Below are 23,863 nucleotides of genomic sequence, written 5' to 3' on the forward strand. Positions count from 1 at the left end.
GATAGCGCGACTGCCCGACGACGTGTCCCATCAAGCCCTCCGAATCAGCCTCTCCCTCCAAAATCCAGCATCACAGCGTGGTTTTTGCACGGCCTGTTTCGTCAGGACAATGAATGGAGGGAGCTGCGCATTGGCGCCTCCGGAACAGCGGGTCACCCGCATTCGCGGGTGATGACACCGAACCAGCTGTTTGACAGGTTGCATCGATAACCATCGCGTCTTCGTGCACGACGCACTCAGTGCGCGCGCCCGCCCGGCCTCGCCGGCTGCGACGCGCGAACCTGCCAGAACCGCAGCAGGCGATCGGCGTTTTCGCGGGTCAATTTGGTGAACTGGCTCTTCGCACGGGCGAGTTCGACCGGTCCCATCGAGCCGGTGGTATAGCGACATTCCATCACCGCGGCGGTGGTCTCCCAACTCAGGTCTGCCGCCCGGCAGGGCACCAGCAGGCCTTCACTGCGCAGGCTTTGCATCAGGGAGCGGATCACCTCGATGTTCGACTGCGCAAGATACGCCAGCGCAACGATGGTCTCTTCATATTTTCGCTGCCTGGCGAAACCGAGCAGGGAGGCTTCGTTGAGCTCGCCGTCGTCCTTCAGCTTTGCGACATGGCGCTTGGCCGCGGTGAAGTCGCGGACCTGCGACATGTCGCGCTCGACGCCGGCGGCGACCGCGGCGATCGCGTGCCGGATCTCTTCGAACAGATAGGGCGGGGCGCGCTCCAGCAGACGGCCGCGAACCTCTTCCGTCGCGCGGCGCAGGAGCTGAAGGCGGAGCTCCGACGGCAGGTCCGCGCGAATACCGGTCTCGACCGCAAGCACCGGATCGTGCTCGGCCTGCGCGAGGATGACGGCAAATCCGCCCGGCGATACTTTGGCGCCGGGATTGCTGACAAGGCGGTGGCTCACGCTCGCAAAGCGGCGCGCCAGGAGCGCGTCGGTGACGACCTCCTTCAACCACCAACGGCCGGCGACGGCGAGCACATGCTGCTCGCTCTTGGTCCGCGCGATCTCGACGAGGTCGTCCGCGCTGAGCCGCGACGATTCCTGCAGGATCGGCCGCGCGATCCTGATCTCGTCATTGCTGGCGAGGCGGCGAATGATCGCGGGCGGTGCCTGGGCGACCGGTGCGAGCTGTTCGCTGATATCGGTGAGTGCCATCCGGGCGCTGATGTCGGCGAGGGCACGCAACTCGATGGTCTTCACCAGACGCTCGAGCACGTTGTCGAACAACTCGATCTGTTCGCTGTTGAACTTGCCGGCGGATGCGAGGAAAAGGCTGGTGACGCGCCTTGCCGTGGCCAGGCATTTATCGGCGGAGCCGGCGCGTATCGCAGCCTCGACCTCGTCGACAATTGCCTGCCCATCATTCAGCATTGCTCGTCCTGAGCCGTCGTGGCGCGCTTTTTCTAAGCCGCCTGCAGGACTATCCGATGGGCCTGAATGTTCCGTAAAGGATAATTGTCCGTAAAATCACGGAGGCTACCGCCCGTTCCAGCCGCAGGCCTTGAGCCGCTCCCGCATGTGTTCGGGCGCCGGCGCGACGACACGGACCGGGTCCTTGTTCCTGGAGATCGGGATGCCGATCTCGCGGGAATGCAGATGCAAAGTCGGCTCGCCGAAGCGCGGACCGTTGCCATAGATATTGTCGCCGACGATCGGCCAGCCCATCGCCGCCGAATGCACGCGCAGCTGATGGGTGCGGCCGGTGACCGGCTCCATCGCGAGCCAGGTGAGGCCGTCGCCGCGCCCCAGTACCTTCCAGTTGGTGATCGCCTTCTGGCCATCCGGGTCCGGCTTCTGCCACCAGCCGCGCTCGGCGTTGAGCCGGCCGAGCGGGATGTCGATGGTGCCTTCATCCTCGGCAGGGCCGCCCTCGACCACAGTCCAATAGGTCTTCGAGATCTTGCTGTGCTTGAACAACAGCCCGAGCGAGGCGGTCGCCTTGCGGTGGCGTCCCAGGACGAGGCAGCCGGACGTGTCCTTGTCCAGCCGATGCGCCAGCACGGGCGGCCGCGGCAGGCCGAACCGCAGCGCGTCGAACGAGGCCTCCAGATTGGGCCCGCCCTTCGGGCCGCGATGCACCGGCAGGCCGGCTGGCTTGTCGATCACCAGCATCAGCCCGTCGCGGTGGAGCACGCGGCCCAGGATTTCTTCCGCGGTCAATTGGGGAACATCGATCAATTCGTCGAGACTTTCGTTTATGGGCCGAAACGGCTAACACGTCCCTGGTGCGGCGGATTTGGCATTCGCTTCTTGTTTCCACGCACCGGCGAGCGAATGTCAAATCCGAAAAGCCGCACCAGAGTCAAAATTCTCTAGTGTCCCTCGGCTCTAACATTCGCAACAGAGCTAGCCGCAACGGGATGCGAATGTTAGAGCCGGACACTAGACATGAACGATACCACTGCGGGAACTCCAAAACAGAGCTGGTGGCAGCGGCTGAAGGGCGGCCTGAAGCGGACCTCGAGTTCGATCGGGACCGCGGTCGCCGACCTCGTCATCAAGCGCAAGCTCGATTCGGCCATGCTCGATGACATCGAGGATGTGCTGCTGCGCGCCGATCTCGGTACCGATGTCGCGGTCCGCATTGCCGAGGCTGTCGGCAAGGGGCGCTACGATAAGGCGATCTCGGCCGACGAGGTCAAGGAGGTGGTCGCGACCGAGGTCGAGAAGGTACTGTCGCCGGTGGCAAAGCCGCTCGAGATCGATGCCGCGAAGCAGCCGTTCGTCATCCTGGTGGTCGGCGTCAACGGCTCCGGCAAGACCACGACGATCGGCAAGCTGGCCGCGAAATTCTCCGCCGAGGGCCGCAAGGTCATGCTGGCCGCCGGCGACACCTTCCGCGCTGCGGCGATCGAGCAGCTCAAGGTCTGGGGCGAGCGCACCAAGTCGCCGGTCATATCAGGCGCCCAGGGCTCGGATTCGGCGAGTCTTGCCTTCAGCGCGCTGACCGCGGCCAAGGAGCAGCAGCGCGACGTGCTGCTGATCGACACCGCCGGACGCCTGCAAAACAAGTCCGAGCTGATGAACGAACTCGAAAAGGTCGTGCGCGTCATCAGGAAGGTCGATGCGTCGGCGCCGCACGCGGTGCTGCTCGTGCTCGACGCCACGGTGGGACAAAATGCGTTGTCGCAGGTCGAGGCGTTTCATCGTACGGCAGGTGTCACGGGGCTCGTGATGACCAAGCTTGACGGCACGGCGCGCGGCGGCATCCTTGTCGCGCTGTCGGAGAAGCACAAGCTGCCGGTGCATTTCATTGGCGTCGGCGAAGGCGTCGAGGACCTCGCGCCCTTCGCGGCGAAGGATTTTGCCAAGGCAATTGCCGGAATCGATTGATGGACAAGACCCAGCCGCATCCGCTGTTCAAGCTGGCGACCGAACTCGGGCCGCTGCTCGTGTTCTTTATCGCCAACGCGAAGTACCATCTGTTCGTCGCGACCGGCGCGTTCATGGTGGCGATCGTGGCCGCAATGATCGCATCCTATGTGGTGACCAGGCACGTGCCGATCATGGCGCTGGTGACCGGCGCGATCGTGCTGGTGTTCGGCACCCTGACGCTGGTGCTGCACGACGAGACCTTCATCAAGGTCAAGCCGACCATCATCTACGGGCTGTTCGCGGCCGTGCTCGGCGGCGGGCTGCTGTTCGGCCGGTCCTTCATCGCCATCATGTTCGACCAGGTGTTCAACTTGACGCCGCAGGGCTGGCGCATCCTCACCATGCGCTGGGCGCTGTTCTTCGCCGGCATGGCGGTTCTCAACGAGCTGGTCTGGCGCACGCAGACCACGGATTTCTGGGTGAACTTCAAGGTGTTCGGCGTGACGCCGCTGACCATGATCTTCGCCATCGCCCAGATGCCGCTGACCAAGCGCTATCACATCGAGCCGGTCTCGCTGGAAACCAGCGAGGCGGACGCCGGCGACCTCAGAAAGTGACCGATCTGTTGTCCCGGACGCGGTGCGGCGCGCAGTGCCGCTCCGCAGAGCCGGGACCTATCTCACCAGATAGCTTTCGCTGAGGCATAAGCCCAGGCTTTGCAGCGCATCACTCGCGTGCTGCGCTGCGTCCGGGGCATGAGAAAGAGCTCAGCTCTTCTGCTTGGCGACGATCTTGTCCTTGATCTTGTCGTAGGTCGCCTGCGGCAGGATGTTCTTCTGCACCAGTTCATCCTTGCCCTTGTAGGGGCGGCCCTTGATGATCGCGGCCGAATAGGCCTTGCCGACACCAGGCAGCGCGTCGAGCTGGTCGGTGCTGGCGCTGTTGATGTCGAGCAAATCGTCCTTCGCCATTCCCGTCGTCTTCAACTCAGGGGTGGCGGCCTTCGGGGCGGGAGCCATCTTGCTCTCGGACTTCGCGGCGGGCGCAGCCGGCTGCGGAGTCTGGGCCATCGACGGCGACGCCGTGATCATGCCGAGCGTGAGTGCGGTGGCGAGAAGTGAAGCGAGCGTGGTCTTGCGCATATGTCCCCTCCAGAGGAACGTTGATGTCAACGCCGCTAAGTTGGGGGTGCGTTCATGGCGTTGCCGTGGCCGCGAAATGAACCGCCGATAAACGTGTCGTAGTATTATGCCGCAGGTGTTTTCTCGCGTCATTCATGCGCGATTCAGGTTCGCCAGTCACGGCATGCCGACGCGATTACTTGTCCGCGCGCAGCGCCTTCTCGATCTCGGCCTTGAGCACGCTGTTGACGTTGTCCGGCGTCACCGGGCCGACCAGCTTGTAGACGATGGTGCCCTCGCGCCCGACCAGGAAGGTCTCGGGCACGCCATAGACGCCCCATTCGATCGAGGCGCGGCCGTTGCCGTCGACGCCGACGATGCCGAACGGATTGCCGTAGCGGCCGAGGAAGCGCCGGGCATTCTCGGGCGAGTCCTTGTAGTTGATGCCGATGATCTGGAAGCGCTTGTCCTTGCCGAGCTCGGTCAGCAGCGGCGCCTCGTCGTGACACGGCACGCACCACGACGCCCAGACATTGACGACCGAGACCTTGCCCTTGAAGGCGGCGGGATCGAGACCGGGGACAGGCGCGCCGTCCCGCGCCAGGCCGTCGAGCGCGGGCAGCGCGGTCTGCGGCGCCGGCCGGCCGATCAGCGCCGACGGGATTTTCGATGGATCGCCGCCATAGAGCCGCAGCAGGAACAGCCCGGCGAGGGCGAGGAAGATCACCAGCGGCAGCACCACCAGCAGGCGGCGGGCTTGCGGCGGGCTGTTGGTCGCCTGATCGCTCATCTTATATCCGCCGCGCTGCGGCCGGAGCGGCGCGTCACGCCGCTGGCCTCGATCTCCCTGAGACGCGTCTGTTGCCGGCGATAGTCGACGATGATCCAGACGATCAACAGCAGCACGACCGCCGCGACCAGCGCGTAGGACGTCACGATGAAGGAGGCGTAGGGACCAAGCGCCATCGTGTCACGCCGCTCCAATTTCGTTTGACGCGTTTTTTTCGCGCGAACCAGTCGTGAACGAGACGCGGCTGGCCTGCATCATCTGCAGGCTGCGCACGCGCCGGCGCAGGATCTCGTTGCGCATCGCCGCCAGGTGCAAGGTGATGAAGAGCAGCGAGAACGCGATCGCCATCACCAGCAGCGGCCACAGGAACACCTTGTCGAGCGTCGGCCCGCCGGCGCGAAACACCGAGGCCGGCTGATGCAGCGTGTTCCACCAGTCGACCGAGAACTTGATGATCGGGATGTTGATGGCGCCGACCAGAGTGAGCACCGCCGCCGCCCTTGCCGCGCGCGACGGGTCTTCCACCGCGCGCCACAGCGCCATCAGGCCGAGATACATCAGGAACAGGATCAAGACCGAGGTCAGGCGCGCATCCCACTCCCAATAGGTGCCCCACATCGGCCGGCCCCACAGCGAGCCGGTGACGAGCGCAAGGAAAGTGAAGGCGGCGCCGATCGGAGCGGCGGCCTTTGCGGCGACGTCGGCGAGCGGATGCCGCCACACCAAGGTGCCGAGCGCGGCCACGCTCATGACGCCCCAGACGAACATCGACAGCCACGCATTCGGCACGTGGATGAACATGATCTTCACCGTGGCGCCCTGCTGGTAGTCGTCGGGCGCCATCGCCGACTGGTAGAGCCCGATCGCGAGCAGGATCGCGGTCACGCCGGCGAGCCACGGCAGGATGCGCGCGGTCAGCGCCAGAAACTTGGTCGGGTTGGCGAGGTCGGTCAGCGTCATGGCACCCTGATAGTCGTCCAATGTGTCGCACGCAATTGGCCGAATTCCCCTCGGCGAGATTTGATCTGGCTCATCTCAGTCCAGCCCGTGCCGCAGGCTCGCGGCGGCGGCAAAGGGGCCGATCACGAGGCTGGCAAGCGACAGCGCGCAGAGGATCGAGAACGGTGTTCCAAAGGGCAGGGGCCCCGATATCGCTGCCTGCGAAGCGGCAACGCCGAAGATCAGCACCGGGATCGACAGCGGCAGCACCAGCACCGCGAGCAATAGCCCGCCGCGATGCAGCGTCACCGCCAATGCCGCGCCGATCATGCCGGTGAAGGTCAGCGCCGGTGTTCCCGCCAGCAGCGTCGCGGCCACCGCAAGCGTCGCGGTGCCGTCGAGATTGAGCAGCAGGCCGAGTACCGGGGTTGCGACGATCAGCGGCAGGCCGGCGGCGATCCAGTGCGCCAGCGCCTTGGCCGCGCAGGCGAGTTCCAGCGGCGTCCGGCTCATCACGATGAGGTCGAGCGAGCCGTCCTCGTGGTCGGCCGTGAACAGCCGGTCGAGCGTGAGCAGGCTCGCCAGCAGTGCGCCGAGCCAGAGGATGGCGGGGCCGAGCCGCGACAGCAGCGCCAGATCCGGCCCGACCGCGAACGGCATCAGCACGGTGACGGTGAGGAAGAACAGCACGCCGATCAGCGCGCCGCCGCCGACGCGCAGCGCGATGCGGATGTCGCGCCGGATCAGCGCGCCAAGCGCGCTCATGCCGCGCCTCCCATCCGCAGATCGCGCGCATCGATGCCGAGCGGAAGGTGCGTCGCCGCGACGATCAGGCCGCCCTGTGCGAGATGGTCGCGCATCAGCCCGACGAACAGCGCCTGTCCGGCCGCATCGAGCGCCGACGTCGGCTCATCCAGCAGCCACACCGGCCGCCGCACCGAGAGCAGGCGCGCGATCGACAGACGGCGGCGCTGGCCGGCGGAGAGGTAGGCCGCCGGCAGATGCGCGGCGTGGTCGAGCGCCACCGCGGCAAGGCAGCCGCCGGCGTCCTGTGTCTCGCCGCCGAGGAATTCCCGCCAGAAGGACAGATTCTCCGCAACGCTCAGCGCCGGCTTCAGGGCGTCGCGATGGCCGAGATAGTGGGCCTGCTCGGGCAGGCTGAGCTCGGCGTCGCCGCCTTCGAGCGCGACCACACCCTCGGCGGGAACCAATAGCCCGGCGAGGACGCGCAGCAGTGAGGTCTTGCCGGCGCCGTTGGGGCCCGTAATGGCGAGCGCCTCGCCGGCGGTGGCCGACAGATCGAGGCCGGAAAACACCTCGCGTCCGCCGCGCACGCATTTCAGATTTCGTCCCGAGAGCCGCATGGTTCGTCTTGTCACAGCCCTCTGAAATCTTTCGCTACCGCGTGAGAATTTTTGGGTCGCGCAACGCTGTCGCACGCTTGTCGGTGTGGCGGTGCTTCTAGAAAGGTTCTATAAGCCCGGAACTTGATGCAGCACACACAATCGGCGGCCGCAACCCACCCCAGGCCATCCCTTGGCCAGTACCGATCGCCGGTGTTTAGTTACCCTTGCCGGGTATAACTGAGAATTGGGATTCCTCGCATGACCTCGCTCGACAGCTTCAAATGCCGCAAGACCCTGAAGGTCGGCGGCAAGTCCTACGTCTATTACAGCCTGCCCCAGGCAGAGAAGAACGGACTGAAGGGGATTTCGAAGCTGCCGTATTCGATGAAGGTTCTGCTGGAGAACCTGCTGCGCAACGAGGACGGCCGCACCGTCAAGAAGGAAGACATCGTTGCGGTGTCGAAGTGGCTGAAGAAGCGCCAGCTCGAGCACGAAATCGCGTTCCGCCCGGCGCGCGTGCTGATGCAGGATTTCACCGGCGTCCCGGCCGTGGTCGACCTCGCGGCGATGCGCAACGCGATGCAGAACCTCGGCGGCGATGCCGAGAAGATCAACCCGCTGGTGCCGGTCGATCTCGTCATCGACCACTCGGTGATCGTCAACTTCTTCGGTGACAACAAGGCGTTCGCGAAGAACGTCACCGAGGAATACAAGCAGAACCAGGAGCGCTACGAGTTCCTGAAGTGGGGCCAGAAGGCGTTCTCGAACTTCTCGGTGGTGCCGCCCGGCACCGGCATCTGCCACCAGGTCAATCTGGAATATCTGGCGCAGACGGTGTGGACCAAGAAGGAGAAGATGACGGTCGGCCGGAAGACCGGCACCTTCGAGGTCGCCTATCCCGACTCGCTGGTCGGCACCGACTCGCACACCACGATGGTCAATGGCCTCGCCGTGCTCGGTTGGGGCGTCGGCGGCATCGAGGCGGAGGCCTGCATGCTCGGCCAGCCGCTGTCGATGCTGCTGCCTGAGGTGGTCGGCTTCAAGCTCAAGGGCCAGCTCAAGGAAGGCGTCACCGCGACCGACCTCGTGCTGACCGTCACCCAGATGCTGCGCAAGCTCGGCGTGGTCGGCAAGTTCGTGGAGTTCTTCGGCCCGGGCCTCGACTATCTTTCGGTCGCGGACAAGGCGACCATCGGCAACATGGCGCCCGAATACGGTGCGACCTGCGGCTTCTTCCCGGTCGATGCCGCGACCATCGATTACCTGAAGACCTCGGGCCGCAAGGCAGATCGCGTCAAGCTGGTGCAGACCTATGCCAAGGCGCAGGGCCTGTTCCGCACCGCCAAGTCGGCCGATCCGGTATTCACCACCACGCTGACGCTCGACCTCGGCGACGTCGTGCCGTCGATGGCCGGACCGAAGCGCCCCGAAGGCCGCATCGCGCTGCCGGCGGTGTCGACCGGTTTCGCGACCGCGCTGGTCGGCGAATACAAGAAGCCCGAGGGCGAATCGAAGCGTTATGCGGTCGAGGGCCGTGATTTCGATCTCGGCCATGGCGACGTCGTCATCGCGGCGATCACCTCCTGCACCAACACCTCGAACCCGAGCGTGCTGATCGGCGCCGGCCTCTTGGCGCGCAAGGCCGCCGCCAAGGGCCTCAAGGCCAAGCCGTGGGTGAAGACCTCGCTCGCGCCGGGCAGCCAGGTGGTGGCGGAATATCTCGCCAATTCCGGCCTGCAGGCCGATCTCGACAAGGTCGGCTTCAACCTGGTCGGCTTCGGTTGCACGACCTGCATCGGCAATTCCGGCCCGCTGCCCGAAGATATCTCGAAGTCGATCAACGAAAACGGCATCGTCGCCGCCGCCGTGCTGTCGGGCAACCGCAACTTCGAAGGCCGCGTCTCGCCCGACGTGCAGGCGAACTACCTCGCCTCGCCGCCGCTCGTCGTCGCGCATGCGCTCGCCGGCACCGTGACCAAGGATCTCGCGGTCGAGCCGCTCGGCATCGGCAAGGACGGCAAGCAGGTGTTCCTCAAGGACATCTGGCCGACCGCGAAGGAGATCAACGCCTTCATGAAGAAGTACGTCACCGCGACGATCTTCAAGAAGAAGTACGCCGACGTGTTCAAGGGCGATACCAACTGGCGCAAGATCAAGACCACGGAAAGCGAGACCTATCGCTGGAACATGAGCTCGACCTATGTGCAGAACCCGCCCTATTTCGAAGGCATGAAGAAGCAGCCGGACCCGGTCACCGACGTGGTCGATGCACGCATCCTCGCGATGTTCGGCGACAAGATCACCACCGACCACATCTCGCCGGCCGGTTCGATCAAGCTGACCTCGCCCGCCGGCAAGTTCCTCAGCGAGCACCAGGTGCGCCCCGCCGACTTCAACCAGTACGGCACGCGGCGTGGCAACCATGAAGTGATGATGCGCGGCACCTTCGCCAACATCCGCATCAAGAACTTCATGCTGAAGGGTGCCGACGGCAATATTCCGGAAGGCGGTTTGACCAAGCACTGGCCCGACGGCGAGCAGATGTCGATCTACGACGCCGCCATGAAGTACCAGGCGGAAGGCGTGCCGCTGGTGGTGTTCGCCGGCGCCGAATACGGCAACGGCTCGTCGCGCGACTGGGCCGCGAAGGGCACCCGCCTGCTCGGCGTGCGCGCGGTGATCTGCCAGAGCTTCGAGCGCATCCATCGCTCCAACCTGGTCGGCATGGGTGTGCTTCCGCTCACCTTCCAGGACGGCACGTCGTGGTCCTCGCTCGGCCTCAAGGGCGACGAAAAGGTCACGATCCGCGGGCTGCAGGGCGATTTGAAGCCGCGCCAGACGCTGACGGCCGAAATCGTCTCCGCCGACGGCGGCAAGAAGGATGTCCCGCTGCTCTGCCGCATCGATACACTGGACGAGCTCGATTACTATCGCAACGGCGGCATCCTGCATTATGTGCTGCGCAAACTCGCGGCCTAACGCGGATTTGTGATCGGTGCCTCACCGCTTAGTGAGTAGCGACTAAAAAGAAGGCGGCCTATGAAAAGGCCGCTTTCTCGCGTTTTGGGGCACGCAAGTTCAGGGACAGACTTCATGCTCCGTACAATTACGGATGGAAATCATCACGACTGGTTCGCAGTATGACAGCGATGATGGCCTATAACTGTATCTCGCGATGGTCGAGCGCCCTTGGTATCTGCGCAATCGTCGCGATCATCCGCCCCGCCCACGCCGATCCGCGTGCCGTCGTCGAACTCTTCACCTCGCAGGGATGCTCGTCCTGTCCGCCCGCGGACAAGATCATCGGTGACCTCGCGAAGGATCCCAACGTCATCGCGCTGAGCATGCCGATCGACTATTGGGATTATCTCGGCTGGAAGGACACGCTGGCCGATTCCCGCTTCAGCGCGCGCCAGAAGGCCTATTCACATGTGCGCGGCGATCGCGACGTCTACACGCCGCAGGCCGTGATCAACGGCTCCGCGCATGTGATCGGCAGCGATCGCGCCAGTATCGAGGACGCCATCAAGAGCACCGAAAGGAGCGGCAGCGTGATGTCGGTGCCGGTGACGATGACGCTGACCGGCAAGCAGATCAACGTGTCGGTCGCCGCATCGAAGTCACCCGCAGTGTCGCGCGGCGAGGTCTGGATCTGCTCGATCTCGAAGTCGGTGCCGATCTCGATCGCGCGCGGCGAGAACCGCGGCCGCGAGATCACCTACCACAACGTGGTGCGCAATCTCCTCAAGGTCGGTGACTGGAACGGTTCGTCCGGGAGCTGGACCGTGCCGCTGGAGAACATCACGCGTGACGGTGTCGATGCTGCGGCGGTGTACGTCCAGGACGGCAACCGCGAGAAGCCGGGCCCGATGCTCGGCGCTGCTTTCACCTCGCTTCACTAGCGTCTCGCTGCGGTCAAGCGCGATGCGCCGGCTTCCGCCCGTCGCGTCGTTGGACCGCACGCGTGTTGTCGTGCAGCCGCGCATGGCGACGAACGTGCATCCAGTGATTTGCCGAAAGGAAAGCGCCGGGGGCTTCCGCGCGTCCCGCTTGCGCAGGTCCCAAAAACAAAAAGGACCAACTTTCGTTGGCCCAGTGTTGGGATTTGACTCCCCTGCGAACAGGCCCGATCCCGACGGCCCCGGGGGGCTGGGGGCTGAGGAATCCGGAACCGAAAGGACCGGGCCAACGCAGGATTTCCTTTTCGCAGGGCAGCGGGGCGGGCGATGGGCGGAAGTGGGGCAGCAATATGATTCCGCTAACGTTCCCGTGACTCTGCTGTTTTCCGGACAATCCGCCGCGCGCGGCGGTGGTTAAGGCCCGGTTGCATTGCGATTGGCCCCTTGCGGGCCCCCTCGCTTAGCGCGATCATGTCACTCTCGTGACGATCCCGACGAGGGGCCTTCGGAACCCGATCGTCACCGAGGTGACAGGAGGCGCTCGATGAGTTTGATCTCGGAGGACACTGATCCGAGCGGGAGTCGTGCCGCGGCGCGCACCGCCGCCGCGACTCCTCAGCCCAACCGCGTGACTTTCAATCGACTTGAGCTCAACCGCATTCTCAATCTCTATGGCCGCATGGTCGCCGACGGCGAGTGGCGCGACTATGCGATCGACTTCCTGAAGGACCGTGCCGTGTTCTCGGTGTTCCGGCGCGCATCCGAAATGCCGATCTACCGGATCGAGAAGGATCCCCGGCTTGCGCGCAAGCAGGGCATGTACAGCGTGATTTCCGCGACCGGCCTGATCCTACGCCGCGGCCATGAACTCGAACGCGTGCTGTTCGTGATCGATCGCAAGCTGTCGCTGGTGTAAGCGCGTCAGGTTAGCCTGCTGTGCCCGAGTGGAGCGAAGCGAAATCCGGGCAAGCTGTACCTACCTGATGAAGACCGTCCCGGATGTCGCTTCGCTCATCCGGGCTACAAATGCCGAAGCCATGGATGAACTTGTCCCGGATTACGCTTGTGCTTCATCCGGGCTACGCCACATCATGCCTCGTCCAAAAGAAAAAGCCCCGGCACGATGGCCGGGGCTTGGATCGATTGGCTCGCTCGAGGCGCTTAGTCGCGCTGGCCGAGCAGCTGCAGGAGCAGCGTGAACAGGTTGATGAAGTTCAGGTAGAGCGACAGCGCACCCGTGATTGCCGCACGCTCTGCCATCACGCCACCCTGCGAGGCGTAGCCGTAGATGTAGTCGTTCTTCAGCCGCTGGGTGTCCCAGGCGGTGAGGCCCGCGAACACCAGCACGCCGACCACCGACACGATGAACTGCAGCGCCGAGCTCGCCAGGAACAGGTTGACCAGGCTCGCGATGATGATGCCGATCAGACCCATGAACAGGAACGAGCCCATGCCGCTCATGTCACGCTTGGTGGTGTAGCCGTAGAGGCTCAGCGCACCGAACGTCGCCGCGGTGATGAAGAACACGCGCACGATCGAAGTGTGCGTGTACACCAGGAAGATCGACGACAGCGACAGACCCATCAGCGCCGAGAACACCCAGAACAGGAGTTGGGCGGTCGCGGGCTGCAGGCGGTTGATGCCGGCCGAGATGACGAACACCATCGCCAGAGGGGCGAGGATGAACAGCCACTTCAGCGGGCTCACGAACATCGCATAGCCGAACTGCGTCAGATAGGCGTTGCCGAACTTGGCGACGGCGGCCGACTGGTCGGTGGTCACCGCGCCCATATAGACGCCGAGCGCGGCGAGGCCGGTAATGGCCAGGCCGATGCTCATGTAGTTGTAGATGCGCAGCATGTAGGCGCGCAGACCGGCGTCGACGGCCGCAGCGTCAATGCGCCCGGCGGCCCGGCCGAAAGGAGAAGCGTAATTGCGGTCTAGGTCCGACATGGTCGAATTCCCGTGGTTGGTCCCGGTGGAGCGCAAGGGATTTGCGGCGCCGGTCGTAAATCTATCTCAGATTGCTCGGTTTGCGGAACATTAATTCCGTGTCATTCAAACCGACTATCCGACCCGATTGGTATGTGGGAAATTAACACATCCGACGCAAGCTTCCACGCGCGGCCGAATGTCGCTCTACCCTAGCGTTATAGGCAAAAACGGCGCTCGCGCCGCTACATTTTGTCACAAATTCCGCAACACTGAGGCCGGCTTCTGGTTTAGCGCGAGCAGCGTCCCGGCGAGCCCCAGCCCGACCGTGACGACCAGCGCGGCGACCACGACCAGCGCGGCGCTGCCCGCCTGCCAGATAAAACTCAGCGTCATCAGCCGCGTCACGATCAGCCAGGCCGCGATCGAGCCGGCGATCACCCCGAACACGGCGGTTGCAAAACCGATCATCAGATACTCCAGCGCGTAGGCGCCGAGCAATCGCACCCGCGTGGCGCCGAGCGTCTTGAGAATCACGGCGTCATAGACGCGGTGGCGGTGTCCGGCCGCGAGCGCGCCGCCGAGCACCAGGATCGCCGAGATCAGCGTCACGGCGCTGGCGCCGCGGATCGCCAGCACCAGATTGCTGACCACGCTGCCGACCGTCTCCAGCGCCTCGCGGACCCGCACGCTGGTCACCATCGGGAACGCGTCGGCGACCTGCTTGATGACGCGCGCATCGTCCGCGGAATCGGCATGTGGTTCCGTCAGGGTCGCGACATGGCTGTGCGGCGCGCCCTTGAAGGCATTCGGCGAGAACACCAGCACGAAATTGATGCCGAGCCCCTGCCAGTCGATGTTGCGCAGGTTGGCGATCTTCGCCGGCACGTCGCGGCCGAGCACGTTGACAACGATCTCGTCACCGATCTTCAGGGACAGGCCGTCGGCGATCTTCTTCTCCATCGAGACCAGCGGGGGGCCGCTGTAGTCCGGCCCCCACCATTCGCCCTCGACGATCTTCGAGCCCTTGGGAATTTCGCCGGTATAGGTCAGGCCGCGATCGCTCTGCAGCACCCATTCCGAATCGACTGACGGCTTCAGCTGGTCGGCCTTGACGCCGCGCGCGGCCACGATGCGCCCGCGCAGCATCGGAACGTCCTCGACGGTCGAGCCGGCGGCGATCTTGGTCAGGAAGGCATTGAAGCGGTCGGCTTCGGTGGAGGGGATGTCGATGAAGAAGAACGACGGCGCCCGCTCCGGCAGGGCGGCCAGGAACTGCCGGCGCAGATTGCCGTCGATCTGGGTGATGGTGACGAGCACCGCGAGCCCGAGCCCCAGCGACAGCACCACCGACGGCGTTAGCGCGCCCGGCCGGTGGATGTTGGCGATCGCGAGCCGCAGCATGGTCATGCGGCTGCGCGGCAGCCGCCGCGCCACCACCATCAGGAGCTCGGCGATTCCGCGCAACAGCAGGAACACCGCAATCGACGAGGCGACGAACACGGCGGCGACCCGCTTGTCATAGGCAAGCCCGATTGCGACGCCGATCAGGAGCGCGATCACCACGGCCATCAGCGCCAGATAGCTCCAGCGCGGGCGGTGCCACTCGCTGGTGACGGTCTCGCGGAACAGCGCGGCGACCGGCACGTCATGCACCCGGCCGAGCGGCCACAGCCCGAACGCCAGCGCGGTGAGCTGGCCGTAGAGGAAGGACAGCGCGAGCTCGTCGGGATGCAGCGCGGGCACCACCGGCAGCGGCAGCAGCTTGCCGAACAGGCCGACGATGACGAAGGGCAGCGCGGCGCCGAGCACGAGCCCGATCACCGAGCCGATCCCGGCCAGCACCACCACCTGCGTGCAGTAAATCGTGAAGACGTCGCGGCCGGTGGCGCCGAGCGCCTTGAACGAAGCGATGACGTCGCGGCGCCGGTCGATATGGCTCTTCACCGCGTTGGCGACGCCGACACCGCCGACCAGCAGCGCCGCGAGGCCGACCAGGGTCAGGAACTGGGTGAAGCGGTTGATGGTGCGCTCGAGCTGCGGTGAGGCATTGCTGCGGCTGCGGACCTCCCAGCCGGCCTCCGGCGCGGCACTGCGCGCGCCGTCGATCAGCGCGGTGGTGGCGCGATCGTCATTGGCGCCGTCGGGCAGTTTCACCCGGTAGATCCAGCGCACCAGGCTGCCCGGTTGCAGCAGGTCGGTGGCGTGCAGGCTGGCTTCGCTGATCAGGAAGCGCGGCCCGAGGCCGACGCCGCCGGCGAGCTTGTCGGGCTCGGCCACCACCACGCTGCGGATCTGGTAGGTCGCGCTGCCGATGGTTACACGGTCGCCGAGCTTCAGGTCGAGCCGCGCCAGCAACGTCGAATCGGCGGCCGCGCCATAGGCGCCGTCGCGTTCGGCGAGCAGATCGGCGACCGGCATGTTCGGCTCGAGCGTCAGCTCGCCGAGCATCGGATATTTGTTGTCGACCGCCTTGAGCTCGACCAGGGCCAGCTTGCCGTCATTGCTGCGCGCCATCGCACGCAAGGTGGCCGCGATCGAAACCTCGCCGCGCGTGCGCAGATAGGCGACCTCGTCGGGCTTGGCCTCGCGCGAGATCAGCGAGAACGCGGCGTCGCCGCCGAGCAGCGTGCGTCCCTCGCGCGACAGGCCGTCGCCGAGGCTGGCGGCGACCGAGCCGACGCCGGCAATCGCCATCACGCCGAGCGCGATGCAGGCGATGAACACGTAGAAGCCGCGCAGGCCGCCGCGCAGTTCGCGCAGCGCATAACGGAAGGCAAGCGACGACGCGCGGCCCTGCAGCGCGACTTCGGACGCAATGCTCATGTGGTGGCAAAGCTCATGTCGTTGATTGTCCGTCGATGCGGCCGGAGCGCAGCCGCACGACGCGGTCGCAGCGCTGCGCGAGCGCGAGATCATGCGTCACCAGCACCAGCGTCATGCCGCGCTCGGCGTGCTTGGTGAACAGCAGGTCGACGATCTGCTTGCCCGTCGTCTCGTCGAGATTGCCGGTCGGCTCGTCGGCGACGAGGATCGCGGGATCGGGCGCGAGCGCGCGCGCGATCGCGACGCGCTGCTGCTCGCCGCCGGAGAGTTGCGTCGGATAGTGATGCAGACGCTCGCCGAGCCCGACCGATTGCAGCTCATGCGCGGCGCGCGCGGCGGCATCGGGATTGCCGGCGAGCTCGAGCGGCACCGCGACATTCTCCAGCGCCGTCATGGTCGGGATCAGATGGAACGACTGGAAGACGATGCCGACCTGGCGGCCGCGGAAGCGCGCCAGCGCATCTTCATCGAGGGCATTGAACGAGGTGCCGTTGACGACCACTTCTCCACTGTCAGGACGTTCGAGCCCCGCCATCACCATCAGCAAGGTCGACTTGCCCGAGCCCGACGGGCCGATCAGGCCGATGGCCTCACCCGCCGCCACACGAAGGCTGATATCTTTGAGGATATGGACCCGTGCCGCGCCGGTGCCGAGCGAGAGATTGACGTTGCTGACGGCAATGGTGTCCGGCTCGACGTCGGTCAGTGAAGAGGATTCGATGAGACTGTCCATGGTTCGGTCATATGGCACTTCCGCGGCTGCGGTCGAGGGCCGGTTGAGAATCTTCGTGCACATACTCGTGTTGCTTATGGGCTTGATGACGGCGGCCAGCGCGCAGACGCCAGGACTGGAAAATGGCCCGGAGAAAGGCCCGGCGAAGCCGATCAAGATGGTGATTCTGGGCGATTCCCTGAGCGCCGGGTACGGCCTGCCGGGCCCGGCGGCATTCCCGATCCGGCTGCAAAAGGCCTTGGAAGCCAAGGGGATAAAGGTCGAGATGACCAATGCCGGGGTGTCCGGCGACACCGCCTCGGGCGGCCGTGAGCGGCTCGACTGGTCGGTGCCCGATGGAACCGATGCCGTGATCGTCGAGCTCGGCGCCAACGACGCCTTGCGCGGCATCGATCCCGCCGTTACGCGCGCCGCGCTCGCCGACATCATCACAAAGTTGCAGGCGCGCAAGATCGCCGTGCTCTTGTGCGGCATGCTCGCGCCACCGAACTATGGCAGTGAGTATGCAGCGAAGTTCAACGCGATCTATCCGGATCTCTCGAAGGACCATGGCGTGCCGCTCTATCCGTTCTTCCTCGACGGCGTTGCTGCTAATCCGAAGATCAATCAGGCCGACGGCATGCATCCGACGGCGGAGGGTGTGGACATCGTTGTGAAAAATATCCTGCCCACAGTGGAGGCATTTCTCGGCGCAATATCAGGGCAACGCAGCTGAAGCGCAGGCAGTGAGCCGTGTCGTGTCCGTAGGTTTACGAGCTGTTAACGGGTCATGCTTCGCAGAGTCACATATCTCGGGTACAAATAGGCATCGGTGATTCGTCGCCGGGCTGTTACAGGGTGCGGGCTCCCAAAACTCGCGCCAAGCATCGAGGATTATTGCGATGCCGCGTCTGTTCACTGGACTGGAAATTCCGGCCGAGATCGGCCAAACCCTCTCCAGCTTGCGTGGCGGCCTTCCCGGCGCGCGCTGGATCGATCCCGAAAATTATCACGTCACTCTGCGCTTCATCGGCGATATCGATGGCATCTGGGCCAACGAGATCGCATCGATGCTGTTTCGGGTGAACCGCAAGCCGTTCGAGGTCAAACTGCAAGGCCTGTCGAGCTTCGGCGGACGCAAGCCGCGCGCGGTGGTTGCCGCAGTCGAGCCGAGCCGGCCGCTGATCGAACTGCAGGCGGAGCTCGAGCGGATGATGCAGCGGATGGGGCTCGATCCCGAGGGCAGAAAATTCACGCCACATGTCACCCTCGCGCGTTTGCATGACGCTTCGAGCCAGGACGTCGCGGATTATCTGTCCGTGCGCGGCTACTTCCCGAGCCGCACTTTCATGGCGGACCGCTTCGTGCTGTTCTCGTCGCGCGCGTCGACAGGCGGCGGCCCCTATGTGGTCGAGGATGCCTACGCGCTCTGCGCGTGAGGTGCCCTAAGATCGCGGCTTGAGACACCCGACGTGGCTCATGCGGCCGGCCGTGGTATGCAAGGGCTCGCGCTTGCATACCTGCCTGCATAGCCACCGGCACAATTCACGGCTTGCAATTTGCCGCGCACTAGGGCCGTAAGGTGGGCTTATGCTGTCCACCTCGCCCAGTTCCTTTCTCGAGCACTACAAGTCCCTGGTCGCGTCCGGCGCGATCGAGGCCGATCTCGCGCAGGCCCGCGCCGCCGAGGCGTTCGGCGCGCTGGATGAACGGCTCGCGAGCTACAAGCCGCAGCGCAAGCAAGGCCTGTTCGGGCGGCTGTTCGGCGGCGACAAGGACGACAAGCCGCCGCGCGGACTCTACGTCCACGGCGAGGTCGGTCGCGGCAAGACCATGCTGATGGATCTGTTTTTCCAGCAGAGCCCGGTCGAGCACAAGCGCCGCGCGCACTTCCACGAATTCATGGCCGAGGCGCATGAGCGCATCTACGGCTACCGTCAGCAGATCGCGCGCGGCGAGATCGCCGACGGCGACGTGATCGCGCTTACCGCGCAGGCGATCTTCGACGAAGCCTGGCTGCTCTGCTTCGACGAATTTCACGTCACCGACATTGCCGATGCGATGATCCTCGGCCGGCTGTTCGCAAAGCTGTTCGATCTCGGCACCGTCGTGGTCGCGACGTCGAACGTTGCGCCTGACGATCTCTACAAGGGTGGGCTCAATCGCGCGCTGTTCCTGCCGTTCATTGCGCAGATCTCCGACCACATGGACGTGCTGCGGCTCGATGCGCGCACCGACTTCCGGCTGGAAAAACTCGTGGGCGTCAAGATGTGGCTGGTGCCCGCAGATGACGCGGCCGATGCCGCGCTCAACTCGGCCTGGCGCAAGATGACCGGCAATGCGCCGTGCAAGGCGCGCCTCATTCCGATCAAGGGACGCATCCTGAACGTGCCCTGCTCGGCGCACGGCGTCGCGCGCTTCAGCTTCATGGACATCTGCGAGAAGCCGCTGGCCGCGTCCGACTATCTCAGGCTCGCGCACGACTACCACACGATCCTGATCGACCACATTCCGGTGATGGATTACGCCGAGCGCAATGCCGCCAAGCGCTTCATCTCGCTGATCGACACGCTCTATGACAATGCCGTGAAGCTGATGGCCTCGGCCGAGGCCGATCCGGTGTCGCTGTACCTTGCGACCGACGGCGTCGAGGCGATGGAGTTCAAGCGCACAGCCTCGCGCCTGATCGAGATGAGCTCGGAATCCTACCTGGCGCTGCCGCACGGCCGGAAGGACTCCTCGGCGAGCGGCGCGTCGACCGGCCTGGTCGAGACCTGAAATTCAGCCTCGAAATTCCGTCTTGCGCGCGGTCCGGTTCGGGGCAACTTTTCGTGTCTCCGGGGCGGATGTTGCTGGCATGCCTGATCGAATTCCAGGCAGGGCCCGCAATCGGGCAGGCCGCGACTTGAATGGATCATTCGAAAGGGATAACCACCCTTGCAACCGACTTCCCTCCCTCCCGTACACAGTTCAAAGGACTGATTTCCCATGGCACGCGACAAGATTGCTCTGATTGGCTCCGGACAGATCGGCGGAACGCTGGCGCACCTCGTCGGCCTCAAGGAACTCGGAGACGTCGTGCTGTTCGATATTGCCGAGGGCGTGCCGCAGGGCAAAGCGCTCGACATTGCGCAGTCGTCGCCGGTCGACGGTTTCGATTCCAATCTGGTCGGCGCCAATTCCTATGAAGCGCTCGACGGCGCCAAGGTCTGCATCGTCACCGCCGGCGTGCCGCGCAAGCCCGGCATGAGCCGCGACGATCTTCTCTCTATCAACCTCAAGGTCATGGAGCAGGTCGGCGCCGGCATCAAGAAGTACGCGCCCGACGCTTTCGTCATCTGCATCACCAACCCGCTCGACGCCATGGTGTGGGCGCTGCAGAAGGCCTCGGGCCTGCCGCACAAGAAGGTGGTCGGCATGGCCGGCGTGCTCGACTCCGCGCGTTTCCGCTATTTCCTGGCCGACGAATTCAACGTCTCGGTCGAGGACGTCACGGCTTTCGTGCTGGGCGGCCATGGCGACACCATGGTGCCGCTGACCCGCTACTCGACTGTCGCCGGCATTCCGCTGCCCGACCTCGTCAAGATGGGCTGGACCTCGCAGGCGCGCATCGATGAGATCGTCGATCGTACCCGCAACGGCGGCGCCGAGATCGTCAACCTGCTCAAGACCGGCTCCGCCTTCTACGCGCCGGCGGCGTCCGCGATCGCGATGGCCGAGAGCTATCTGAAGGACAAGAAGCGCGTGCTGCCCTGCGCCGCCTACCTCAACGGCGAGTACGGCGTGAAAGACATGTATGTCGGCGTGCCGGTCGTGGTCGGCGCCAAGGGTGTCGAGCGCATCGTCGAGATCGAACTGGCGGGCAAGGACCGCGAGGCTTTCGACAAGTCGGTCGGTGCGGTGCAGGGCCTAGTCGACGCCTGCAAGAAGATCGCGCCCGATCTGCTCGGCAAGTAATCTCGAATGGCAATGACCCGATAGGCGGCTTCAATCGTCTGTCGGGTGCAAGGCGATGAAATTCCGGCGGATTTTTTAGTTGCGCGAGCTTTGGTATATGGTATGCCAGTCTCAAGGCTGACGTAAAAGGTCGCCGCACGAGGGTTTGGGAGCGTCTTTCCATGAATATCCATGAATACCAGGCCAAGGCTTTGCTGCATGAATTCGGCGTGCCGATCTCGCGCGGCGTGCCGGTGCTGAAGCCGGAAGAGGCCGATGCGGCGGCCAAGCAGCTGCCCGGCCCGATCTGGGTGGTGAAGAGCCAGATCCATGCCGGCGGCCGCGGCAAGGGCAAGTTCAAGGAAGCATCGGCCGGCGACAAGGGCGGCGTCCGCATCGCCAAGTCGGCCGCCGAGGTCGCCGAGTTCGCCAAGCAGATGCTCGGCGCGACGCTGGTCACGGTGCAGACCGGTCCGCACGGCAAGCAGGTCAACCGCCTCTACATCGAGGAAGGCTCCGACATCGACAAGGAGTTCTACCTCTCGATCCTGGTCAATCGCGAGACCTCCGAAGTCTCCTTCGTGGTCTCGACCGAGGGTGGCGTCAACATCGAGGAGGTCGCGCATTCGACCCCGGAGAAGATCGTCTCGTTCTCGGTCGATCCCGCGACCGGCATCATGCCGCATCACGGCCGCACCGTCGCCGAGGCGTTGAAGCTGAAGGGCGATCTCGCCAAGCAGGCCGAGAAGCTGACCAGTCAGCTCTATGCCGCCTTCGTCGCCAAGGACATGGCGATGCTCGAGATCAATCCGCTCGTCGTCACCAAGCAGGGCCAGCTCCGCGTGCTCGACGCCAAGGTGTCGTTCGACAGCAACGCGCTCTACCGTCATCCCGACGTGGTCGCGCTGCGCGACGAGACCGAGGAAGACGCCAAGGAGATCGAGGCGTCGAAATACGACCTCAACTATGTGGCGCTCGACGGCACGATCGGCTGCATGGTCAACGGCGCCGGCCTCGCCATGGCGACCATGGACATCATCAAGCTGTACGGCATGGAGCCGGCGAACTTCCTCGATGTCGGCGGCGGCGCCAGCGTCGAGAAGGTCGCGGCCGCGTTCAAGATCATCACCGCCGATCCGAACGTGAAGGGCATCCTGGTCAACATCTTCGGCGGCATCATGAAGTGCGATGTGATCGCCGAGGGCGTGGTCGCCGCGGTGAAGCAGGTCGGCCTCAAGGTGCCGCTGGTGGTGCGCCTCGAAGGCACCAATGTCGAGCAGGGCAAGAAGATCATCCGCGAGAGCGGCCTCAACGTCCTGCCCGCCGACAACCTCGATGACGCTGCACAGAAGATCGTGAAAGCCGTCAAGGGAGGCTGACGATGGCCGATCATCTCGACGCTCCGACACCGCTGGACGAACACCGCAAGCTCGCGGCGTTTGCGGGCGAGTGGAGCGGCGAAGAGATGGTCTATCCGTCGCGCTGGACCGCGGGCGGTCCGGCCACCTCGCATGTCGTTGCGCGCGTCGCGCTCAACGGCTTCTACCTGATCCAGGACAGCGTGCAGACCCGCGACGGCAAGGAGAGCTTCGCCACCCACGGCGTGTTCACCTACGACCGCGACGATCGGGCCTACAAACTGTTCTGGCACGACTCGCTCGGCTACTACCCGCCGTCACCGGCGTCCGGTGGCTGGGCGGGCAAGTCGCTGATCCTGGTGCGCGGCTCGCTGCGCGGCAATGCCCGTCACGTCTACGAGGTCGTCGACGACAACACCTACAACATGAAAATCCAGTTCTCGCCTGACGCGGAAGGGTGGGCCGACGTGCTCACCGGCGTGTACCGGCGTATCCACTGAGCATGATCCGGAAAAGTGGTCCCCCGGTCTTCCGACAAGATCATGCTCAAACCATAGAGTTCCCTTCACCGATCGTCTCGCGAAAGCATCTCGAACCATGTCCATTCTGATCGACAAGAACACCAAGGTCATCTGCCAGGGCTTCACCGGCAAGAACGGCACGTTCCATTCGGAAGCGGCGATCGCTTACGGCACCAAGATGGTCGGCGGCGTGGCGCCCGGCAAAGGCGGCTCGACCCATCTCAACCTGCCGGTGTTCGACACCGTCGCCGAAGCGCGGCAGAAGACCGGCGCCGACGCCAGCGTGGTCTATGTCCCGCCGCCGGGCGCGGCGGACGCGATCTGCGAGGCGATCGACGCGGAGATCCCGCTGATCGTCTGCATCACCGAGGGCATCCCGGTGCTCGACATGGTGCGCGTGAAGCGCTCGCTGTCAGGCTCGAAGTCGCGGCTGATCGGGCCGAACTGCCCCGGCGTGATGACCGCCGGCGAATGCAAGATCGGCATCATGCCGGCCAACATCTTCAAGCCCGGCTCGGTCGGCATCGTCTCCCGCTCCGGGACCCTGACCTATGAGGCGGTGTTCCAGACCACCCAGGAGGGCCTCGGCCAGACCACCGCGGTCGGCATCGGCGGCGACCCGGTCAAGGGCACCGAGTTCATCGACGTGCTGGAGCTGTTCCTGGCCGACGAGAAGACCAAGTCGATCGTGATGATCGGCGAGATCGGCGGTTCGGCCGAGGAAGACGCCGCGCAGTTCCTCAAGGACGAGGCCAAGCGCGGCCGCAAGAAACCGATGGTCGGCTTCATTGCCGGTGTCACCGCACCTCCCGGCCGCCGCATGGGCCATGCCGGCGCGATCATCTCGGGCGGCAAGGGCGACGCCGGTTCCAAGACCGCGGCGATGGAAGCCGCCGGCATCAGGGTGTCACCGTCGCCGGCGCGCCTCGGGCACACCCTTGCGGAGATGCTGAAGTAACTGCCGTCCGGCGAAGTTCCCTGCGAGATTTGGCGTGTTTTAGGCGGGTTCTCCTTGGGGAACCCGCCCTTCTATTGCGTTTTGTCGCCAGAATGGCGATCAATAAAAAATGAAAATCAGTTCATTTCTTAGTTCTTTTAGACAGGAATATCTGTCCTAGATAGGGTAAAGGGTATCAATCCAGCCGGCGCACTTCCAGACCGGC

At 64.6% G+C, this 23,863-nt stretch carries 23 protein-coding genes; 12 read left to right on the forward strand and 11 right to left on the reverse strand.

The genetic code is table 11. The annotated features are described in order from the left end of the window. Positions 1-236: 236 nt before the first annotated feature. Complete coding sequence (locus tag E2I15_RS31615) at positions 237-1,376, reverse strand: DUF2336 domain-containing protein (protein WP_137483973.1); 1,140 nt, start codon at positions 1,374-1,376, stop codon at positions 237-239. A 105-nt stretch (positions 1,377-1,481) separates the two neighbouring features. Then, positions 1,482-2,183: an RluA family pseudouridine synthase gene (locus tag E2I15_RS31620; protein WP_170991837.1), complete on the reverse strand. Its 702-nt coding sequence runs from the start codon at positions 2,181-2,183 to the stop codon at positions 1,482-1,484. A gap of 210 nt (positions 2,184-2,393) precedes the next feature. On the opposite strand from E2I15_RS31620, the gene ftsY reads away from it, so the two are divergent. Continuing rightward, the gene (gene ftsY, locus E2I15_RS31625; protein ID WP_137483972.1) at positions 2,394-3,338 is read left to right on the forward strand and encodes a signal recognition particle-docking protein FtsY; all 945 of its coding nucleotides are present in this window, start codon (positions 2,394-2,396) and stop codon (positions 3,336-3,338) included. Continuing rightward, on the forward strand, positions 3,338-3,937 hold the full coding sequence (locus E2I15_RS31630; protein WP_137483971.1) for a septation protein A: 600 nt from the start codon (positions 3,338-3,340) through the stop codon (positions 3,935-3,937). Before ftsY ends, E2I15_RS31630 begins: the two co-directional genes overlap by 1 nt. A gap of 150 nt (positions 3,938-4,087) precedes the next feature. Here the strand turns inward: E2I15_RS31630 and E2I15_RS31635 are convergent, their stop codons facing one another. From E2I15_RS31635 to ccmA, 6 genes are all read right to left on the reverse strand, one after another. Beyond that, on the reverse strand, positions 4,088-4,462 hold the full coding sequence (locus E2I15_RS31635) for a ComEA family DNA-binding protein (protein WP_069277275.1): 375 nt from the start codon (positions 4,460-4,462) through the stop codon (positions 4,088-4,090). A 175-nt stretch (positions 4,463-4,637) separates the two neighbouring features. Continuing rightward, positions 4,638-5,231 (reverse strand): DsbE family thiol:disulfide interchange protein, encoded by a 594-nt coding sequence (locus E2I15_RS31640; RefSeq protein ID WP_137483970.1) that lies wholly within the window; start codon positions 5,229-5,231, stop codon positions 4,638-4,640. Then, the gene (gene ccmD / locus E2I15_RS31645) at positions 5,228-5,407 is read right to left on the reverse strand and encodes a heme exporter protein CcmD (protein ID WP_137483969.1); all 180 of its coding nucleotides are present in this window, start codon (positions 5,405-5,407) and stop codon (positions 5,228-5,230) included. The genes E2I15_RS31640 and ccmD overlap by 4 nt, the downstream gene beginning before the upstream one ends. A 4-nt stretch (positions 5,408-5,411) precedes the next feature. Continuing rightward, entirely contained in the window at positions 5,412-6,191 is a 780-nt protein-coding gene (locus tag E2I15_RS31650; protein WP_137483975.1) for a heme ABC transporter permease, read from the reverse strand. A gap of 75 nt (positions 6,192-6,266) precedes the next feature. Continuing rightward, entirely contained in the window at positions 6,267-6,935 is a 669-nt protein-coding gene (gene ccmB, locus E2I15_RS31655; RefSeq protein ID WP_018269392.1) for a heme exporter protein CcmB, read from the reverse strand. Next, on the reverse strand, positions 6,932-7,534 hold the full coding sequence (gene ccmA / locus E2I15_RS31660) for a heme ABC exporter ATP-binding protein CcmA (protein WP_137483968.1): 603 nt from the start codon (positions 7,532-7,534) through the stop codon (positions 6,932-6,934). Before ccmA ends, ccmB begins: the two co-directional genes overlap by 4 nt. Positions 7,535-7,774: 240 nt before the next feature. On the opposite strand from ccmA, the gene acnA reads away from it, so the two are divergent. The 3 genes from acnA to E2I15_RS31675 all read left to right on the forward strand — a co-directional run bounded on the left by acnA (position 7,775) and on the right by E2I15_RS31675 (position 12,331). Then, complete coding sequence (gene acnA, locus E2I15_RS31665) at positions 7,775-10,495, forward strand: aconitate hydratase AcnA (RefSeq protein WP_137483967.1); 2,721 nt, start codon at positions 7,775-7,777, stop codon at positions 10,493-10,495. 161 nt (positions 10,496-10,656) lie between these two features. Next, on the forward strand, positions 10,657-11,418 hold the full coding sequence (locus E2I15_RS31670) for a DUF1223 domain-containing protein (protein ID WP_016845075.1): 762 nt from the start codon (positions 10,657-10,659) through the stop codon (positions 11,416-11,418). 541 nt (positions 11,419-11,959) lie between these two features. After that, positions 11,960-12,331, forward strand: coding sequence for a DUF2794 domain-containing protein (locus tag E2I15_RS31675; RefSeq protein ID WP_028336300.1), 372 nt, complete (start codon positions 11,960-11,962; stop codon positions 12,329-12,331). A 245-nt stretch (positions 12,332-12,576) separates the two neighbouring features. On the opposite strand, the gene E2I15_RS31680 is transcribed toward E2I15_RS31675, so the two are convergent. The 3 genes from E2I15_RS31680 to E2I15_RS31690 form a co-directional block, all read right to left on the reverse strand. Then, positions 12,577-13,368 (reverse strand): Bax inhibitor-1/YccA family protein, encoded by a 792-nt coding sequence (locus E2I15_RS31680; RefSeq protein WP_021078796.1) that lies wholly within the window; start codon positions 13,366-13,368, stop codon positions 12,577-12,579. A 234-nt stretch (positions 13,369-13,602) separates the two neighbouring features. Then, entirely contained in the window at positions 13,603-16,173 is a 2,571-nt protein-coding gene (locus E2I15_RS31685) for an ABC transporter permease (RefSeq protein ID WP_137483966.1), read from the reverse strand. Positions 16,174-16,186: 13 nt separating this feature from the next. After that, the gene (locus E2I15_RS31690) at positions 16,187-16,906 is read right to left on the reverse strand and encodes an ABC transporter ATP-binding protein (RefSeq protein WP_137483965.1); all 720 of its coding nucleotides are present in this window, start codon (positions 16,904-16,906) and stop codon (positions 16,187-16,189) included. A gap of 55 nt (positions 16,907-16,961) precedes the next feature. Here E2I15_RS31690 and E2I15_RS31695 point away from each other — a divergent pair, with 55 nt between their 5' ends. From E2I15_RS31695 to sucD, 7 genes are all read left to right on the forward strand, one after another. Further along, entirely contained in the window at positions 16,962-17,621 is a 660-nt protein-coding gene (locus tag E2I15_RS31695) for an arylesterase (RefSeq protein WP_170991838.1), read from the forward strand. Between the two features lie 166 nt (positions 17,622-17,787). Beyond that, the gene (gene thpR, locus E2I15_RS31700; RefSeq protein WP_137483964.1) at positions 17,788-18,324 is read left to right on the forward strand and encodes an RNA 2',3'-cyclic phosphodiesterase; all 537 of its coding nucleotides are present in this window, start codon (positions 17,788-17,790) and stop codon (positions 18,322-18,324) included. Positions 18,325-18,475: 151 nt separating this feature from the next. After that, positions 18,476-19,663, forward strand: coding sequence for a cell division protein ZapE (zapE, locus tag E2I15_RS31705; RefSeq protein ID WP_155262677.1), 1,188 nt, complete (start codon positions 18,476-18,478; stop codon positions 19,661-19,663). A 210-nt stretch (positions 19,664-19,873) separates the two neighbouring features. After that, positions 19,874-20,842: a malate dehydrogenase gene (gene mdh, locus E2I15_RS31710; protein ID WP_016845084.1), complete on the forward strand. Its 969-nt coding sequence runs from the start codon at positions 19,874-19,876 to the stop codon at positions 20,840-20,842. Positions 20,843-21,003: 161 nt separating this feature from the next. After that, a complete protein-coding gene (sucC, locus tag E2I15_RS31715; protein WP_016845085.1) occupies positions 21,004-22,200 on the forward strand; it encodes an ADP-forming succinate--CoA ligase subunit beta in 1,197 nt (398 codons plus the stop codon). A 2-nt stretch (positions 22,201-22,202) separates the two neighbouring features. Beyond that, positions 22,203-22,679, forward strand: a complete 477-nt coding sequence (locus E2I15_RS31720; protein ID WP_137483963.1) for a DUF1579 family protein — start codon at positions 22,203-22,205, stop codon at positions 22,677-22,679. 97 nt (positions 22,680-22,776) lie between these two features. After that, entirely contained in the window at positions 22,777-23,658 is an 882-nt protein-coding gene (sucD, locus tag E2I15_RS31725; protein ID WP_137483962.1) for a succinate--CoA ligase subunit alpha, read from the forward strand. Positions 23,659-23,863 lie beyond the last annotated feature (205 nt).

Source organism: Bradyrhizobium sp. BR2003, assembly GCF_009720285.1.
Lineage (GTDB): Bacteria > Pseudomonadota > Alphaproteobacteria > Rhizobiales > Xanthobacteraceae > Bradyrhizobium > Bradyrhizobium elkanii.